Here is a 16317-nt window from a genome sequence, read left to right as displayed (position 1 = left end):
CGCGTCGACCTCAGCGGGCCAGGCTGGCGCGGGCGATACCGAAGCGCATCAGGGCGGGCGGGGTGAGGCGGCTGCCGTAGTAGGCCGCCCACGCCTCCGGGGTGACCGGGACGACGGCCCGATTGCGCCGCACCGCACGCACGATCGCGGTCGCCACCTTCGACGGCGGATAGCGGCGCAGGCGGTAGAGCGTGTCGAACAGCTGCTGCCGGAACTCCTCCTGCTCGCCGCGCAGGCCCGAGAACTCCGTCGTGCGCACGATATTGGTGTGCACGATGCCGGGACATACGGTGGTGACCCCGATTCCGGCCGAGGCCAGTTCGGCGCGCAGGCAGTCGGAGAACATGAAGACCGCCGACTTGCTGGTGGAGTAGGCGCTGAACCCCTGCTGCGGCGTATAGGCCGCCATGCTGGAGACATTCACGATGTGCCCGCCCAGTCCGCGCTCGGCCATCAGCTTTCCGAACGCCCGGGAACCGTTCACCACCCCGAACAGGTTGATGTCGATGACCCGCCGGAAGCTCTCGCTGGGCGTGCGCAGGAACGGTGCGGCCTGCCCGACCCCGGCATTGTTGACCACCACATCGGGTACGCCGTGCCGCCGCGCCACCTCCTCGGCATGCGCGCGCACGGCCTCCTCGTCGGCGACATCCAGCTGATACGGGAAGGCGGTCCCGCCGAATTCGGCAATGGCCGAGGCGGTGTCGTGCACGGCCGTCGGGTCGATATCCGACACCACCACCTCCGCGCCCGCCCGCGCGAATGCCAGCGCGGTCTCCCGGCCGATCCCGGATCCCGCGCCGGTCACCACGACCAGGTGATCGTCGAAGTCCCGCTTGCGCCGCCGCCCCACCTCGGCCCGCCGCAGCTCGCGCGCCTGCGCGCCACCCGAGACCGCGTCGATGAGCTGAATCGTGGCCTGCGCCAGCGCTTCCGGATGCGAGTACGGCACCCAGTGCCCGGCTTTCAGATCCCGCCGCCACAGCTGATCGGTCCAGCGCTGCTCGTCGTCGAACACCGAAGGCCGCACGGCCGGATCGTATTTCGCGACGATCAGCTGCACCGGCACCTTGGTGTGCCGCTCCCGCGCCGTGAACAGTTTGGCCACCACCAGATTCGCGCGGTACACGCCCAGCCCGTTCACGGCGTCCTCGGCGAAGGTGTCCGCCAGCGTGACCCGCTCCCCGGGCGTCCCCTGCGCCAGGCGCAGACCGAGCCGGAAACCCTGCTCGCGCAATCCTCTTCGCATGAGCGGCGGCATCATCGGCGACATGAACGCGAACTGGTAGGCCACCGATGCCAGCTGCGCCAGCGGACCCGCCAGATTGCCCGGCGTCGGCCGGGTGAATCGGCGGCGCGCCCACCGGCCCGCATGATCGAGGTTCGGCCCGGACACCGAGGTGAACGAGGCGATGCGCTGCTCGGCATCGGGTTCGCACACGGCATCCCAGGCGGTGACCGACCCCCAGTCGTGGGCGAGCACATGCACCGGCGCGTCCGGGCTCACCGCGTCGATGACGGCGAAGAGGTCGGTGGCCAGCTCCGAGATCCGGAAGGCGCGACTGTCGGCGGGCACCGTGCTGCGGCCGTGCCCGCGGCTGTCGTAGGTCACCAGGTGGAACCGATCCGCCAGGTGCGGAATCACGTTGTCCCACAGTCGATGGGAGTCGGGCCATCCGTGCACCAGCACGATGGTGGGTCCGTCGGGCGTGCCCTGCTCGTAGACGGCGAGATCGATCTCGCCGTTGCGTACGAAGCGTTCCCGGGTTTCGATGTGCGGCGTCATTGCTGCTCTCCCTCGACCTAACTGTCTCGGACAGTTGTGCTGGGTTCAGCGTGCGCCCGACGGACCACGGTGTCAATGGGTGAAGGAACCCGCCGGAGCCAGCGGCACCACCACGCTCGACGGCCACACCGCATTGCGCTGCACCTGCTGCGAGGTGCCCAGCAGCCGGGGCAGATCCGTCGGAATCGGCATGGTGGACGGGAAGGTCCCCGTCGTGATCCGCACGCGCAGTGCGTGTCCCGGCTCCAGGCGATGGAAGGCGGGCCGCAGCTTGATCTCCAGCTTCGTCACCTCACCAGGCGTCAGCAGCTGCTCGGTCTCCTTGGTGATGACGTGCTCCGGCGCGTACACGGTGCCATCGGCTGTGCGCCAGGTCTTCTCGTCGTTGAGGGTGCGCTGACTCGCCAATTGTGAACCGCCCGTGATGTTCACGACGCTGCCGTCCGGCGCGACATCGTCCAGCCACACCTGGAAGGCCGCGTCGGTGCCCGTCGACGAGGCGTACAGGGTGACGCTCGACGGCCCGGCCAGCATGGTCGGCTCGCTCACCGGATCCATGGTGTAGCGCAGTCCCGCCGTCGGCTCCTGCACCAGTTCGGTGCACGGGTTGTAGGCGTTGAAGATCCGGAACACGAAGTCCAGCAGGCCACCGGTGTACTGGGCCAGCGTCTGCCGGTTGCAGATGTTGTCGATGCCGGAGTAGTCGATGCGATCCGCACCGTCTGTGGCGCCGGGCTTCTGGGCGCTGAGCCGGTTGCCGTCGAACCAGCGCTCGGTGACGGCGGCCTGCTCGAACGGATAGCGCGCGGTATCGGCGGCATTGTTGTTCGCGTCGATGACGTGCAGCGGGGTATCGGTGCGGTCGATGCCGTTGTCGATATCCTTGAGCCAGCGGTCGAACCACGCGAGGGTGATCATGTTCGTATCCAGGCGCGAACCCGGGCCGACCCCCAACCCGACGTGATACCAAGGACCCATGAGCAATTGGTAGCGGCCGTCGGCCCGCTGGTTCGGATCCATGGGCGCGAACTGGTCCCGCCCGGCCGCCAGATTCTGCAGCTGCGAGTAATTGCGCAGCGGGCCCTCCTGATACAGATCCCAGAAGCCGCCCACCTGGTACATGGCAATGCCCTTGTCCACCAGGTTGTTCAGATCGGTTTCGAAGCGGCGTTCCTGCCACCACTCGGTGTCGTAGGCCAGCGGACCGCCCAGGTACGCCTCGATCAGCAGCTTGATGGTGCTGTCCGAGGACACCAGCGCCTGCAGGTGATCCACCAGCGACCGCACGAAGGTCTGCGGTGAGACGACCGCGGTCATGAACGGCCCGATGAGGCTCATATACGGCACCATCACCGAGATGGCCGTCAGCAGCAGCGGGCTCATCAGACCGTCGTGGCCGAGCACCTCGTTGAAGATATTGTTCGGCATCGCCATGGGCACAATGGCTTTCAGCGGCGAGTTCGGGCCCACCGATTCGGCGGTGCGCAGCGCGGTCAGCGCCGGGAACGAATACCCGTACATGCCGACCTTGCCGTTGGAACCGGGCAGGTTCGCCGCCCAGTCCACCAGTTGCACGCCGTCCAGGCCGTCCTGCTTGGAGGCCGGGTTCCACGCGCCGGTCGAACCGCCGGTGCCGCGGATATCGGCGATCACCTCGATATAGCCGTGCCGCACCAGCACGTCCTGCGCGCTGGTGGCCTGATTGATCACGCGCCGAACATCTTTGAGCTGATCCGGCAGCGGGATGCGCAGCTCGTCGATCACGCTGGTGAGCGCGGCGGCCAGCGCGCTCGAGAGCGCGCCGTAGGTGGTGAAGTTGACGACCACCGGGAATTCGCCGGTCGCGCGCTGCCCGGTCGCGGGATCGGTCGGATACCGCACCTCGGCCTGGATCTGGGTGCCGTCGGACAGCGGAACCACATGTCCCAGTTCATATCCCACGCCGTACTGCTCGGGAGTGGGCTGATAGTCGGCCGGCAGACCGAAGTTCGCGGGTGCGGTCGGCACCGGTCCGGCATTCGGGACCGCGCCCGCCGGGGTGGTGTAGGAAACGATCACCGTGAGCGCGGACAGCCCCGCCACGGCGAGCGGGACGAGGCGGCCGCGCCGATGCGGCCGGGACTTGCTTCTCAACGATCTACCTCTGCGGATGGTCGGGAGGGCCGCACGGCATGCACCGGCACAGGACCTCTTCGTCGGAATTCAGCACACCGCACAGCCGGGTGGCCGGGGTACCGGCAATCGCCCGGAGGCGGGACCGCCGGTTTGTGTAATCGACCAACGGCCCGGCGGCGGGGTGGTCGGCGCACAGCACAACGGCCCAGCTGCCGGGCAGCTGAGCCGTCGCGAAGGTCCGGCGGGGTGGGATTACGGCGCGAAACAGGCGGATTCGAGCCGCCGCGCGATCCGCGCCGCCGACAGGGTCATGGCATCGGTGGGCCGATGCGGATCCAGCCCGGTCAGCTCGTGCACCCGGGTCAACCGGTAGGTGACCGTATTGCGGTGGATGTTGAGGATTCGCGCCGTGGCCAGCTGATTGAACCCGCTGTCCACGAACACCTCCAGGGTCTCCGCCAGCAGCGGCTGCGGATCCAGCGGAGCCAGCACCGCCGCCAGCCCGCTCCGCGCCGCCCCGCCCGCGGCCACCGTGTACTCGAACATGAGATCCGACCGACGGCACACCGGATGCGACCGAGCCAGGCACCGCCCCAGCTCGGACAGAATCCGCGCCTCCGCGAACAACGCCGGAACATCCGCCCGCGACGGCGTCACCGCCACACCCACCCAGAACGGCGCGGGACTCGCGTTGCGCGCTCCCGCCTTCGAAACCGCCTGCGCCGCAGCCTTAGCGGCGGGTTGCCCGGTGGCCGCCTGCGGGGTGGGTTGCGCCGCACCGGGTTTCCCGGACTGCGGGGACGCGGTCGCCGCGGCGGCGTACTTGGCCGGAATCGCTTTCGCGGACCCGTCCGCCGCCACCCCGGGCAGTCGACTGGTGAGGGCCGCGATGGTGGCGGTGCCGTCGTCACCGGGCTGCAGTGGGAGCAGTGCCGTCCAGCCGCCGCTGTCCAGGCGCAGGAACACGCCCGGGATCGCCTCCACCCGGTGCCGCAGTTCACTGGTGTCGGAACTGCGGGCCGCGCCGAGGCGGAACACCGCGATGACGAAGGCGTCCGGCACCGCGATGGCCGGTTCGTCCGCCCACTCGATCGGGTCGCGGCCGGTGAGCAGAGCGTCGGCGATGGCGCGCCGGCGTTCCAGCAGTTCCCAGCGCGGATCGTGGGCCCGCTGCACGCAGGCCGTGGCGATGCGCGTGGTCACCAGGGTGATGTAGTTGAGCAGGGGCATGGCCGCGTCGGTGAGCAGTTCGCGGTCACCCTCGTCGGCGGCTGCGCGCAGCCGCGACCAGATGAAGTCGGCTCCGATCCGGTAGCGGTCCAGCACCTGGTCGAGCGGCTCGCCGTCGCGGACCCGGCCCAGCGCGATCTCCACCACCTCGCGGGTCTCGTCCTCGCAGGGCAGCTGCCCGGTACGCAGATAGTCGAAGAACAGATCCACATTGAGCTTGGACCCGCGCTCGAATCCGCTGGCCACCAGGGTCTGCGGCAGATTCTGGTACGGGGGCAGCGCGGTGCTGGTGAACTCCTCGCGGACCACGACGGCACGGCGATAGAGCTCTTCGAGGGCCCGGTCCCGGGTTCGCGCCTGCATAACTCTCCTACTACGCGTACAGCGAGTCGATAGTAGCCGCGTAGGCGGTAGCTATCGGTTTGCGCCTCAGTTTTCCGGTAGCCGTGAGGCAATCGCTGCCCGGGGTCCACACCTCCGGCAGCACCGCGAACTTCTTGATCTGTTCCACCCGGGAGAGCTTGGAGTTCGCCACATCGATGCCCTCCTGCAGGGCTTTGAGCACGATCGGGTCCTGGGCCAGCGCGGGCAGACTCCGATCCGATAGCTGATGCCGCTCGGCGAAGGCCGCGACCAGATCGGGATCCAGGCAGATCAGCGCGGTGTTGTAGTGCCGCGCCTCCCCGATGGCGACCACCGTGCCCGCCAGCGGGCAGCTCTCGGTGATCGTGTTCTCGATATTGGTGGGCGACATGTTCTTGCCGGCCGCGCTGATGATCAGCTCCTTCTTGCGGTCGACGATCTTCAGGAAGCCCTCGGCGTCGATCTCGCCGATATCGCCGGTGTGCAGCCAGCCGTCGGCGTCCAGGGCCTCGGCCGTCTTCTCCGGGGCATTGCGGTAGCCGCGCATGACCATGCGCCCGCGGATGAGCACCTCGCCGTCCTCGGCGATGCGCACCTCGGAACCGGGCACCGCCGTGCCGACCGTACCGATCTTGATGCGTTCCGGGCGGCTGACCGTCGCCGCGGCCGTACATTCGGTCATGCCGTACCCCTCGCACAACGGCAGACCGAGACCGAGGAAGAACTCGTGGGTATCGCGGGGGATGGGCGCGGAGCCGGTGACCGCGATCCGCACCTTGTCCAGCCCCAGGCGTTCCCGGATGGTGGCCAGCACCAGGCGATCGGCCAGCCGGAACTGTGCCGTTTGCACGAAGTTCTGGGTCCTGCCGTCGGATACGGCGCGGGCGCGGGCGCGACCGGTGCCGATCGCCCAGAACACGAGTGCGCGGCGGACCGGGCTGGGCTCGGCGGCGAAGCGTTCCTCCAGTGCCGCTTTGACTTTCACCCACACCCGGGGCACACCCAGGAACACCGACGGATGCACCTCGGCGAGCGCGTCGGCGACCTGCTTGAGATCCGGCACGGTGGTGACCTGGCCGCCGGTCAGCAGCGAAAGATAGTGCGCGAACCAGCGATTGGCGGCGTGCGCGTCCGGCAGGTACGACACCACCCGGTCGGTGCTGTCGCCGCCGCCGAGTTCGTCCACCACGCGGGCGTTCACGATGAAATTCGTATGGGTGAGCTCCACGCCCTTGGGCGGGCCGGTGGTGCCCGAGGTGTAGACGATGGTCAGCAGATCCTCGGGATCGACCGCGCGCCAGGTCTTCTCGAAGTCGAAGTCCTCGTTCCCGGTGGCGGCCAGCTCGCTCAGCGCGATGGTGCCCGCGGGCGCGCCGTCCACGCAGATCACGTGCTCGACCGGAGAGCCTTGCGCGGCAGCCTTTTCCACCGCCGCCAGCACCTGCGGCGCGAACTGCTCCTCACAGATCACGGCCTTGTTGCCGGCATTGCCGAACTGGTAGACCAGCAGATCCACCGGATTGGTGTTGTACACCGAGAACGGGGTCGCGCCGGTGTGCAGGATCGCGGTGTCGCAGAGATGGAACTCGGGGCGGTTGGTCATCATCAGCGCGACCGTGTCGCCGTGCCCGATACCCAGGGCGGCCAGGCCGGTGGCCAGCTCCCGCACCCGCTGCCCGTATTCCTGCCAGGTGATCGCGGTCGCGCCGCCGAGGGTGCGCAGCGCGACCTCGTGCGGATAGCGTGCCACCTTGTCCTGGAACGCCTCGCACAGGGTGCGCGGTCCCGACGCCGTTGTAGAACTCACATCTACAGCAGACCGCACAAAGGCGGATCCAGGACAGTGGCAATCACGCAGATATCGTCGCTTTCGGTTGTGCAGATGACCAATCAGGCTGTGACGGGGGTATCAGCCGACGGGGGTTCGGTCACCGTGCGTTTCGGGCCGGTGAACCAGCGCCGCGCCGACGCGAACCACCAGATGGTAATCGCGCCCACCACGACCACCAGCGTGATCGGAGCGTAATTCACTGTGGTCCAAGTGAATTCGTCGTTCCACGGATAGCCGCGATCGTCCATCGGCAGGATGAACAGCAGGCTGATCGCCACGATCCAGATCAGCGCCACGACGCCGATCGGGCGATACCAGCCGCCCAGCTGCCACGGGCCGGTCCGGAACCGGCTGCCGTGCATCTGCCGCAGCAGGATCGGGATCCCGTAGGCGATGTAGAGGCCGATGGTGGCCACCGAGGTGGCGGCGGCGTACGCGGTGGGGGCGTTGGCCGCGGGCACCAGCATCGACGGGATCAGCAGTACGAAGGCGAAGAAGGAGATGAACAGCACCGCGTTCACCGGCACCTTGCGGGCCGAGAGCGTGCGCCACAGCGCCGAACCCGGCACCGCGCCGTCGCGGGAGAACGCGAACAGCATGCGCGAGGCCGAGGTGACCGAGGCGTAGCCGCAGAACAGCTGGGCGATGGCCGCGATGATCAGCAGCAGGCCCGACCAGAAGGAGTTCAGCGAGTTCTCCAGGATGTAGATCACCGGATAGCCGCTGTTCTTGGCCGGATCCAGGGCGTCGTCGAGATTCGGGATGGCGAAGGTGACCGCCATGATCAGCAGATAGCCCGCGACCGCCGACACGATGATGGTGTTGATGATGCCCTTGGCCGCCATGCGGGAGGCGTCGTGCGTTTCCTCGGACATATGCGCCGAGGCGTCGTAACCGGTGAAGGTGTACTGCGCGTGCAGCAGGCCGAGCAGGAAACTGAAGGCGACGCCGCCGAATCCGACCGCACTGTTGTCCACGGTTTCGGTGAAGACGAATCCGACGCTCTGATGCTCCTTCGCGCCGATGCCGAGCACGAGGACGAAGATCGCGACGCCGCCGACATGCCACCAGGCGGAGATATTGTTGATCACCGCGGACAGATGCGGGCCGATGGCGTTCAACACCGCGTGCAGGACGAGAATGACGGCGAACACCAAAAAGATTGCGGTGCGGTCGGTTCCGATGTCGATGCCGATCACATTCAGCACCACGGTGGTGAAAATCGCCGCGCCGTAATCGATCGCGGCGGTGACCGCGATCTGGCCGATCAGATTGAACCAGCCGGTGAACCAGCCCCAGACGGGGCCGCCGAGCTCGGCCGCCCACCAGTACAGGCCGCCGGAAGTCGGGTAGGCCGAGGCCAATTCGGCCATGGCCAGGCCCACGAAGAGCACCATGATCGAGACCAGTGGCCAGCCCCATGCCATGGTGATGGGGCCGCCGTTGGCCAGTCCGATGCCGTAGCTGGCGAGGCCGCCGGTCAGGATGGAGACAATGGTGAAACTGATGGCGAAATTGGAGAATCCCGACCAGGATCGGGCGAGTTCCTGTTTGTAGCCGAGTTCGGCCAGGCGGCGTTCGTCGTCGCCGGACGGGGGCTGGGTTTCGGTAATGCGTGCTCCCAGGTGTAAACGCTGCCCTCACACAGCGTTTGCCAGGAGATCAGTGTGAAGTAAAGCCGGGTCAACCGCACGGCAAAGTGGCAATGATCTTGGTGGACAACGTGATTCACAACATTCGTGATCCACGGGCGGCGTATCGTGTTAGCACGACGAGGACCGCCGGAACCCGACCGGGCCGTCCGATCGGGTAGTGGCGCGGGCGTACGAGGAGCCAGCGGTGATCACCCCAACTACCAGCGGAGTTCTGGACTACATCAGAGCAGAGGCCGTCGAATACGTCGATATTCGATTCTGCGACGTCCCCGGTATTCAGCAGCATTTCTCCGTCCCCGCAACAATGTTCGGCGAAGAACTCGTCGACGACGGCATCGCCTTCGACGGCTCGTCGGTGCGCGGCTTCCAGGCCATCCACGAATCCGACATGCTGCTGCTGCCCGACCTGAGCACCTGCCGCCTGGACCCGTTCCGCATCGCCAAAACCCTCAATATCAACTGCTTCGTCCACGACCCGCACACCCGCGAGGCCTACAGCCGCGACCCCCGCAATGTCGCCCGCAAGGCCGAGGAATACCTGCGCAGCACCGCCATCGCCGACACCGCCTACTTCGGCCCCGAAGCCGAGTTCTACATCTTCGACTCCGTCCGCTACGACACCCGCATGAATCGCGCCTTCTACGAAGTGGATTCGGCCTCCGCCGACTGGAACACCGGCGCCAAGCTCAATGCCGACGGCACCCCCAACCGCGGCTACAAGGTCCGCCCCAAAGGCGGCTACTTCCCCGTCGCCCCCTATGACGCCGACGTCGACCTCCGCGACGTCATGTGCACCCACCTCCAGAACGCCGGATTCGATCTGGAGAAGGGCCACCACGAGGTGGGCACCGCGGGCCAGGCCGAAATCAACTACAAATACAACACTCTGCTGGCCGCCGCCGACGATCTCCAGCTCTACAAATACATCATCAAGAACACCGCCTGGGCAGGTGGCAAAACCGTCACCTTCATGCCCAAACCCCTCTTCGGCGACAACGGCTCCGGCATGCACGTCCACCAATCCCTCTGGAAGGACGGCACCCCCCTCTTCTACGACGAAGCCGGCTACGCGGGCCTGTCCGACCTCGCCCGCCACTACATCGGCGGCCTCCTCCACCACGCCCCCTCCCTGCTGGCCTTCACCAACCCCACCGTGAACTCCTACAAGCGCCTGGTCCCCGGCTTCGAAGCCCCCGTGAATCTCGTCTACAGCCAACGGAACCGCTCCGCCGCGGTCCGAATCCCCGTGACAGGCACCAACGCCAACGCCAAACGCCTCGAATTCCGCTGCCCCGACTCCTCCGGCAACCCCTACCTCGCCTTCGCCGCGATGATGATGGCCGGCCTCGACGGCATCACCAACAAAATGGAACCCGCCATCCCCATCGACAAAGACCTCTACGAACTGACCCCCGAAGAATCCGCCGAGGTGATCCAAACCCCCGCCAGCCTCGCCGCCGTCATCGACCGCCTCGAGGCCGACCACGAATACCTCACCCAGGGCGGCGTCTTCACCGAAGACCTCCTCGAAACCTGGATCCGCCTCAAACGAGACACCGAGATAGCCGAAATCAACGCCCGCCCCCACCCCTACGAATTCGAGATCTACTTCGACGTGTGATCCATCAGCGCCTCACGCGTTCCCACAGCCGCAGGTAGACCTCCGCGCCGTGGAACACGTCGGCCATGATCTGCGGACCGCCGAGGACACGGACGGCTTCGAGCCAGTCGGCGTAGGTTCCGTAGGTCGCCGTGCCGTCGGTGTTGAGGTCGAAAACGCGCTCGCCCCAGCGTTCCCGGTCGAAGGTCACCCGGCCGTCGTAGGAGGTGAAGGGATACTGGATCGTGCCGGGGCCGGGTGCCGCGCCCTGGCCGGCGATGCCGTTCATATCCGAGCCGAATCCGAATCCGAAGTCCGCCTCCGGGCGGGGCAGGGTGCGGGCCGTACGCCAGGCGCGCACGAAGCTCGCGGGTTCGCCGGCATAGGGCGTCACGAAACCGCCTGCGGCGTAGATTCTTTCGGTGGTCTTCTCCGAATCCCAGCCGTGCGAGGACAGCACGCCGGGGTATCCGCGCTGCTCGATGATGGTCATGACCTCGTCGGCCGTGGCCTCGCTCAGATGATCCACTTCGATGAGAAAGCCGTGGTCGATCATCCTGTTGATCAGATACGCGCCCAGGTCGGTCAGTCCGCGTGCGTTGCAGTGTGACCCGGCCGGGTAGAGCGGCAGCGGGGTGCCGCCGAGCAACGGTCCGGTGAGGTTGCCGAGGAACTGGTTGAGATGTCCGGCGATGGGCACCGAGGGCTGGGTGCTGTCGTGCTCGGGCCCGGAGCAGGGCTGGACATTCCAGAATGTGCCGGTCTGCATGAAGTTTCCTGCGTTCACCAGCAGGCCGGTGACGTCGTGGTCCATTTTCGTGCCGCCGAAGGCGTTGTCGAATTTGTGCACGGGGAAGAAGCTGCTGACCCCGATTCCGCGAAGTTCGGTGAGCCAGCGGTCGATATCGGCCCGGGTGCATTCGGGTTGTCCGAGGAACACCCCGCAGCCCATGGGATTGGACAGTTCCATGCCCAGGACCACCGCGAGCTTGCCGGACGCGGCGACCCGGCGCGCATCGGCCGGATCGGTGACGATGCGGAAAAAACCCGCCCCGGGGCCACCGGCCTGAGCGTCGATGTAGTCCTGCAGCGCGCGCAGACCGGCGGCCTGGGTGCGTACCGAAGCCATATCGTCACAAGGGTTTCGGCGATCGGTCATCATGGCGCACAGTGATTCGTTGTCGACCAGATCGACCGTCATCACCCGCAGCCCGGCTTTCCAGGCGCGCTCGATACTGGTCCAGTAGGCGCCTTCGGCGGTGAGCACGGAGGGTTTCGGCCAGTCCCGGAAGGTGGGCCAGCCCTGGGTGTCGGAATCGTGGAACGGCTCGCCGTAGTCGAGGAAGTCCGCGATCACACCGTTGGTGCCGGTGCGGTATCGGTCGCAGTCGGGCAGTGCGTAGGCGACTCCGAAGCGATGCCAGGGGCGTCCGCAGTGGAAGTTGCCGCCCATGAATTCGTAGGCGGTGATGTGTGCGTGCGCGTCGATGGTGCCGCGGATCGAACCGTCGGCGCCGGTGCCGGGGTCCGGGGTGCCGACGGCGCCGGTCTGCGCCTCGGGAAAGTCCGCACAGCCGGTATCGGGGGTGAAGGTGACGGGTGTGCGGGTTCCGGTGGTGGCATTGGTGAGCGTGAATCCGCTTGCGCCGGAACCGGTTACGGTCCATACGGCGGCGTCCGACGGAGTCCGGGCGGGGCGGATCGACCCCGATGAGGCTTCCAGCACCACATGATCGCGCCCGTAGAGCAGGTATTCGCCGAGCGCGGTCGCGCGCATCCGGTACGGCCCGGAGGCCGGAACCACTGCGCCGGTGGGCGTTTCGATCCGGTAGCAGCCATTGACCAGCGAATAGCGGGTCTGCTGCGGATCCGCGGCGGCCGGGCCGGTGCCGGAGCTCGTGAGGCTCGCGACCACGAACACGGTGGCGAGTAGCGGGAGGGCCTTCGAAGGCGCTCGCCCCCGGCGAGAGATGGTGAAACGCAAGGTAACTCATTTCTGAACTGAAGACATTTCAGATTGCGCGCCCAAAATACTATGGAACATAGTTTTTTACCATCGGTTCAGGCCGTGAACGGGTACACCGCGACCGCGCTGAGCCCGACGACCACCACCGATGCGACCGGCGCCAGCAACATCGTCGCGAGCAGCGCCGCAGTCGCCGAGCGCCGTGACGCCGAACTCGATTCCGGTGCGGCGGAAAGGCATTCGAGTCGCGCCGCCAGCGATTCGTCGATCAGGGCCAGTGGCGACATGGGCGCGCTCACTCCGTATGTGGCCACCGTCCGCAGTGCGGCGTGGAGCGCCTGCGGGTCGGTCGCGGCCGCGGCCGCGCGATCGGCCGCCAATTCGACCAGGGTCGCCACCGCGGCAGGAGCCTTGGCGAACAGCGGGATCCACGGGAAAGCTCCGGCAAGCACCTGGCACCCGCCGAGAATGTGGTGGTGAAATCCGCGCAGATGCGCGCGCTCGTGGGCCAGCACGGCATGCCACTGCGCGTCGGTCAGGCAGTGGGTCAGGCCGTCGGTCACCACGACATACCCCCGGCGCCCGGCGACGCTGTACGCCAACGGGATCGGGTGATCGAGGCGGACCACACCCGTACCGGGATCGGCGCGTCCCAGGATGCCGACCAGTTCCTCGTGCCGTCGGCGACTGGCCGCGCCACGCCCATGATGTCCGATGGCGATCCGCGTCAACTGCCCGATCGGCACGACGGCGCCGACCACCGCGAGCGGTATGAGCAGGCTCGCCGTCGCCGTGACCACGATCGGCTCGACCTCGGCCAGACTTCGCACCACGGCACCCGCACGCAGATTCCCCGGCGGATCACCGGGCCACGCCAGCGCGATCAACGCCAGCGCGGCACAGCCGATGGTGGCGGCGATCGCGCCCAGCCAGGCCGCCATCCCCATCGCCGGAGCGGCGCCGAAGTCGGCCCGCCTCAGCACTGCGGGCCCGATCAGCGCCAGTGCCGCACCCGCCGCCAGCAGCGCGGTGATCAGGATCATGCGCGAGACTCGCCCCCGGACAGTCCCTCGCGTAGCGCCTCGACCTCACGCGCACTGGCGGTACGCGCCAGATGCAGTAGCACCGCGGGCGCATCGGGGCTGGCATCGAGAATTTCCCGCAGCAGATCGGTTGTCGCTTCGGCTCGAGTGCGACTGGGCCGATACACATAGGACCGGCTCACCTTCTCCCGGCGCACCCACCCCTTCTCCCAGAGATGCGTGACAACCGTCAGAACAGTGGTGTAGGCGGGAACCCGCTGCGCGGTGCCCAGCCGATCGACCAGATCATGCACCGACAACGGCTCCGGCGACTCCCACAGCACAGCCATAGCCCTGCTCTCGAGCGCACCCAGCCTCCGCACAGCAGCCTCCACCGTCCTCGTCGCCACGCCATCCAGCCGGGCGGCGTCCGCATAACCTACTATCTCCCATAGTTTTTCGCGCGAAGTAGCGGTGGGTGGACCGCATTACCCGGGGCGTAATCGACTTCGTGCGCGGCGGCGCAGATGCTGGAGGCATGAGCGAATACGAGAGCATTGCACAGCGGTACATCGACAGCTGGAACGAAACGGACGCGGACAAGCGGCGGGCGTTGATCGACGAGTTGTATACGGCGGATGTGGTTTTCACCGATCCGCTGGTGGAACTTGTCGGGGTCGAGGCGCTCGACGCCATGGTCGCGGGGGCGCAGCAGCAGTTCGCCGGGCTGGTGTTCGGGCTGGGGGCGGTGGACGGGCATCACGATATCGCGCGGTTCACTTGGGCTTTGGGAGCGCCGGGGGCGGCGGAGCCGCTGGTGGTCGGGTTCGATGTGATCACCGTGCAGATGGGGAGGATCAGCCGGGTGGCGGGGTTCCTCGACAAGGTGCCGGGCTGATCGGTGAGGTGGAGCCGACCGTTGGGCATCGCGAATGTGGTTGTGGCGCAGGGCGGTCGGTTTCCGCAGGTGGGGCAGTCATGTGTCCGAGGTTCAAACTATGATGTTGGACTCAGTGGGGGTGTGCGTCTGCCGGGTCGCCATACGATTCGGGGTTGGCGTATGAGGAAGGCGAATTGGCCATGGATCGAGAAGCGTTCGTCCATGTGATGAACGAGGCGAGCGGCCTGCTGGAGGCGGGGGACGCCGCGGGGGCGCTGGCGCGATTGACGGCCTTCGACGACGGGCTGGTGGAACAGCCTGATCCGCAGGATTACGGGTGGATCGTGTCCTATCGGTTCCGGTCCGCCTTCGGGGCGGGGGATTTCGCGCAGGCGCTGCAGATCGCCGAGAACGGGCCGGCGCGGTTCGCGGCCGATATTCCCTCGGGGAGTATGGCGACGATGTACTCGATGGCGGTCGAGGCCGCCACGCAGCTCGGGCAGGCCGAGTCGGCGGTCGATATGGCCGATCGGTGTATCGCGTTGCGGCGGCAGGTGGGAACGCCGGACGAGGTGCTGATGGGAGCCATGACGGCGTGCACGCTGCTGGGGGATATCGAAAGATTCGATCTGGCACTGCGGTACGCGCATCTGCTCATCGCCGAGGGGGAGGGGTTCGAGAAGTACCGCGCCTACGGGTATTACGCGCTGTGTGCGGCGCTCGAGCACAAGGTGGGCGACAGTGCGTTCGCCACCCTCTGGGCCGGGCGTGAGTGGCTCGGCGGCGTGGACAATGAATTCGCCAGGGAGGCAAAGAACTACCTGGAGAATTCGCCGACCGTGAAAGAGCTCCTGGCCCAGCAACCGCTGGAGGGGCCGGGAGTTCCCGCGCCACCGCTGCCGCCGAGTGCGCCTGTGCACCTACCGCCGCCGGGACCGGCGAGCGCGCCTGTTCACCTACCACCGCCGGGACCGGTGAGCGCGCCCGCGCACCTACCGCCGCCGGGGCCGGACAGCATTCCGGTGCCCTTGCCGCCGCCCGGGGCCGCGGGCGGGCCGGTGCCGCTACCGCCACCCGCGAGCGGTGCGGTGGAACTTCCGCCGCCCGGTCCGGTGGACAGTCCGCTGACACCGGTGGATCCGTTCGGCGGGGCGGTGCCGCTGTCGTCGGCGGTGAACAGTCCCGCGCCGCAGGATCTTCCGCTCGACGCGCCGACACAGTATCTGCCGGTGTCCGGGGCGCTTCCCGTGGCGGGCAACCGGCCACCCGCGGATCAGTGCGCGGGCGGTGAGACCGCGGACGCGTTGCTGGTGGCGGGGCGGTTCGGGGTGGCCGCCGCCGCGTATCGGGCGCTCATCGACGAGGCACTGGGCACCGGGCGGCCGGATCTGATGATCATGGGCAAGGCGGTGCTCGGGCTGCTGCAGGCGCTGATCTTCGACAATCGGATACCCGAGGCGCATGCCATCTGGATCGACGAGTCGGCGGCGACCGCCATCGGTATCCAGGCCATCGAACGCGGGCAGACCTCACTGCACGACCTGTTCGGCTACCGGTTGATCGAGGCGTATCTGCATTCCCTGGCCATCAGCGACCGCGACGGCGCGATCCAGGCCGTCAACACCATCATGGGCACCTGCATCGAATACGCCTTCGACAAGGAGCGCGAAGTGGTGCCGGGGATGATCAACAACTGGCGGCGGCACCTCATCGAGATCTTCGACGACAATCCGCCGCCCGAGGTGTTCGCACCGGTCGAGATGGCCGAAAGGCGTTGGGGGCAGCCCGTTCCGCTCGGCCCGCTGTACTGGTCGCGCCCGTCCCCGTGGGTCGTCGACTGGCGCTGAGCCGTCGGCTCCTAGACTGCGG

General features: G+C 67.4%; 11 protein-coding genes. 3 read left to right on the top strand and 8 right to left on the bottom strand.

Annotated elements, in window-relative coordinates:
- Nucleotides 1-10 precede the first annotated feature (10 nt).
- From JK358_RS05620 to JK358_RS05600, 5 genes are all read right to left on the bottom strand, one after another.
- Nucleotides 11-1786, bottom strand: coding sequence for an SDR family oxidoreductase (locus tag JK358_RS05620; RefSeq protein WP_201944440.1), 1776 nt, complete (start codon nucleotides 1784-1786; stop codon nucleotides 11-13).
- 72 nt (nucleotides 1787-1858) lie between these two features.
- Entirely contained in the window at nucleotides 1859-3919 is a 2061-nt protein-coding gene (locus JK358_RS05615) for a CocE/NonD family hydrolase (RefSeq protein WP_201944438.1), read from the bottom strand.
- Between the two features lie 234 nt (nucleotides 3920-4153).
- The gene (locus JK358_RS05610; protein ID WP_201944433.1) at nucleotides 4154-5494 is read right to left on the bottom strand and encodes a PucR family transcriptional regulator; all 1341 of its coding nucleotides are present in this window, start codon (nucleotides 5492-5494) and stop codon (nucleotides 4154-4156) included.
- A 10-nt stretch (nucleotides 5495-5504) separates the two neighbouring features.
- On the bottom strand, nucleotides 5505-7301 hold the full coding sequence (locus tag JK358_RS05605) for an AMP-dependent synthetase/ligase (protein WP_201944430.1): 1797 nt from the start codon (nucleotides 7299-7301) through the stop codon (nucleotides 5505-5507).
- An 83-nt stretch (nucleotides 7302-7384) separates the two neighbouring features.
- Nucleotides 7385-8896, bottom strand: coding sequence for an amino acid permease (locus tag JK358_RS05600; protein ID WP_232850907.1), 1512 nt, complete (start codon nucleotides 8894-8896; stop codon nucleotides 7385-7387).
- Between the two features lie 268 nt (nucleotides 8897-9164).
- Between JK358_RS05600 and glnA the strand changes: the two genes are divergently transcribed.
- Nucleotides 9165-10601 (top strand): type I glutamate--ammonia ligase, encoded by a 1437-nt coding sequence (glnA, locus tag JK358_RS05595; protein ID WP_307817317.1) that lies wholly within the window; start codon nucleotides 9165-9167, stop codon nucleotides 10599-10601.
- 4 nt (nucleotides 10602-10605) lie between these two features.
- Here the strand turns inward: glnA and JK358_RS05590 are convergent, their stop codons facing one another.
- The 3 genes from JK358_RS05590 to JK358_RS05580 form a co-directional block, all read right to left on the bottom strand.
- Nucleotides 10606-12564 (bottom strand): amidohydrolase family protein, encoded by a 1959-nt coding sequence (locus JK358_RS05590; protein ID WP_201944428.1) that lies wholly within the window; start codon nucleotides 12562-12564, stop codon nucleotides 10606-10608.
- A gap of 77 nt (nucleotides 12565-12641) precedes the next feature.
- The gene (locus JK358_RS05585; protein WP_201944426.1) at nucleotides 12642-13589 is read right to left on the bottom strand and encodes a M56 family metallopeptidase; all 948 of its coding nucleotides are present in this window, start codon (nucleotides 13587-13589) and stop codon (nucleotides 12642-12644) included.
- Nucleotides 13586-13951 carry a BlaI/MecI/CopY family transcriptional regulator gene (locus JK358_RS05580; RefSeq protein WP_201944424.1) on the bottom strand — a complete coding sequence of 122 codons (366 nt, stop codon included), beginning with the start codon at nucleotides 13949-13951 and terminating at the stop codon, nucleotides 13586-13588. Before JK358_RS05580 ends, JK358_RS05585 begins: the two co-directional genes overlap by 4 nt.
- 155 nt (nucleotides 13952-14106) lie before the next feature.
- Here JK358_RS05580 and JK358_RS05575 point away from each other — a divergent pair, with 155 nt between their 5' ends.
- Entirely contained in the window at nucleotides 14107-14466 is a 360-nt protein-coding gene (locus JK358_RS05575; protein WP_201944423.1) for a nuclear transport factor 2 family protein, read from the top strand.
- A 155-nt stretch (nucleotides 14467-14621) separates the two neighbouring features.
- Entirely contained in the window at nucleotides 14622-16295 is a 1674-nt protein-coding gene (locus JK358_RS05570) for a hypothetical protein (protein WP_201944422.1), read from the top strand.
- Nucleotides 16296-16317: the final 22 nt, after the last annotated feature.

The sequence above is a fragment of the Nocardia acididurans genome (assembly GCF_016741815.1).
GTDB classification, from domain to species: Bacteria; Actinomycetota; Actinomycetes; order Mycobacteriales; family Mycobacteriaceae; genus Nocardia; species Nocardia acididurans.
This window is presented reverse-complemented; position numbering and strand designations above follow the sequence as displayed.

What these genes read in the sequence shown, in the direction of transcription:
- JK358_RS05620 (WP_201944440.1), bottom strand. Translation starts at nt 1,786, where the DNA reads ATGACGCCGCACATCGAAACCCGGGAACGCTTCGTACGCAACGGCGAG.
- JK358_RS05610 (WP_201944433.1), bottom strand. Translation starts at nt 5,494, where the DNA reads ATGCAGGCGCGAACCCGGGACCGGGCCCTCGAAGAGCTCTATCGCCGT.
- JK358_RS05585 (WP_201944426.1), bottom strand. Translation starts at nt 13,589, where the DNA reads ATGATCCTGATCACCGCGCTGCTGGCGGCGGGTGCGGCACTGGCGCTG.
- JK358_RS05575 (WP_201944423.1), top strand. Translation starts at nt 14,107, where the DNA reads ATGAGCGAATACGAGAGCATTGCACAGCGGTACATCGACAGCTGGAAC.